This window comes from Bradyrhizobium shewense (assembly GCF_900094605.1).
GTDB classification, from domain to species: domain Bacteria; phylum Pseudomonadota; class Alphaproteobacteria; order Rhizobiales; family Xanthobacteraceae; genus Bradyrhizobium; species Bradyrhizobium shewense.
The window spans coordinates 1-1,936 of sequence record NZ_FMAI01000092.1 but is presented as its reverse complement, the minus strand read 5'-3'; the positions used below and the strand labels follow the sequence as shown (position 1 = coordinate 1,936).

Sequence of the window (1,936 nt, the reverse complement as noted above, 5' to 3'; positions counted from 1 at the left end):
CGCAGGCGATTGGCTTCACACTGCCGCTGACCACGCTGTTTGCCAAACCGGTGCTGGCCGATCTGGCCGCGAGTATCATGGATGAGTTGAGCCGCTCCGGCGCGCAAGACCTGCCAGCCATTGTGCCGGTGTCGCGTGAAGCGCCGCTTGTGCTGTCGTTTGCGCAGCAGCGGCTGTGGTTTTTGGCGCAGCTGGATCAGAGCAGCACGAACTATCACATTCCGCTGACCTTGCGACTGCGCGGGATGCTCGACCACAGCGCCTGGCAGCGCAGCCTTGACCATGTGTTGGCGCGCCATGAGGCGCTGCGCAGCGTGTTTGTCGCGCCGGAGGGCAAGCCCTGGGTGGAGCTGCTGCCGGAGGATGCGGGGCTGCCGGTTGTGGAGCACGATCTGCGGGACAGGCCGGATGCGGACGAGGCGCTATTGGGTCTGTGCAGGGAAGAGGCGCGCACGCCGTTCGATCTGGCGCGTGGCCCGCTGATCCGCGGGCGACTGATCCGCATCGCCGACGAGGAACACGTCTTCCTGCTGACCCAGCATCACATCGTCTCGGACGGTTGGTCGATGGGCGTGCTGCTGCGTGAACTTAGCCAGCTCTACCGGGCGTTCGTGGCCGGTGAAGGCGATCCGCTGCCGCCACTTGCAATCCAGTATCCGGACTATGCCGCCTGGCAACGGCAGTGGCTGTCGGGCGAGCGGCTGCAGAGCCAGGCGCAGTATTGGCGCAACAATCTGTCTGGCGCGCCGGCCCGTCTGGCGCTGCCGACGGACCGGCCGCGGCCGGCGCAGCAGTCGTTTGCGGGGGCGACGGTCCCGATCGTTATTGATGCGGAGCTGACGCGGGAGCTGAAGCGGCTGAGCCTGCAGCATGGCACGACGTTGTTCATGACAGTGCTGGCGGCCTGGGCGGCGGTGCTGTCGCGTCTGTCGGGACAGGACGATCTTGTGATTGGCGTGCCGAGCGCTAATCGCGGTCGCCGCGAGATCGAAGAGCTGATCGGCTTCTTCGTCAACACCCTGGCGCTTCGGCTGGACCTGTCGGGCAAGCCGCTCGTGTCGGAGCTGCTGGAGCGGACGCGGTGCACGGTGCTGGCTGCGCAGGAGCATCAGGACCTGCCGTTCGAGCAGGTGGTGGAGATCGTGCAGCCGCCCCGGGCTCTTGATCACACGCCGTTGTTCCAGGTGATGCTGGCCTGGCAGAACAACGCCGCTGGGACGTTCGACCTTCCTGGGCTGATGGTGGAGGCGGCGGCAGACGGCTTCGATCAGGTCAAGTTCGATCTGGAGCTGAGCCTTGGCGAGCAGGGTGAGGTGATCGCCGGGACGCTGGGTTATGCCACGGCGCTGTTCGATCGCGCGACCATCGAGCGGGAGCGGGATTATCTGCTGGCGCTGCTGCGGGCGATGGTTGCCGATGCGCAGCAAGCGGTCGGGCGGATTGAGCTGCTGCCAGCCGACGAGCGCGCGTATCTGCTGGAGGAGCTGAACCGGACGGCGGTGACGTATCCTGAGCAGCAGTGCATCCATGAGCTGTTTGAGGCGCAGGTGCAAAAAGCGCCGGAGGCGGTGGCGTTGGTCTATCAGGACCAGCGCGTAAGCTATCGCGAGCTCAATGCGCGGGCCAACCGCCTGGCGCATCATCTGATCGGGCTCGGGGTCAGGCCGGACCAGCCGGTGGCGATCTGCGTTGCGCGCAGCGTGGCGATGGTGGTCGGGCTTTTGGCGATCCTCAAGGCGGGCGGGGCGTACCTGCCGCTGGACCCGGCCTATCCGCCGGCGCGGCTGCACCAGGTGCTGGAGGATGCGGCGCCGCGAGTGCTGCTGGCCGATGCAGCGGGGCGATCGGCGCTGGGCGACGATGCGCTACGCGATCTGACGGTGGTGGATCTGGCGGCGACGATGCCGGAATGGGCAAATCTGCCGGCGTCAGATCC

1 protein-coding gene is annotated in these 1,936 nt (G+C 66.7%); it reads left to right on the top strand.

Annotated features, from left to right (window positions below):
* Positions 1-1,936 (top strand): condensation domain-containing protein (locus GA0061098_RS43355; protein WP_165637992.1); only part of this gene is annotated, 1,936 nt, incomplete at both ends.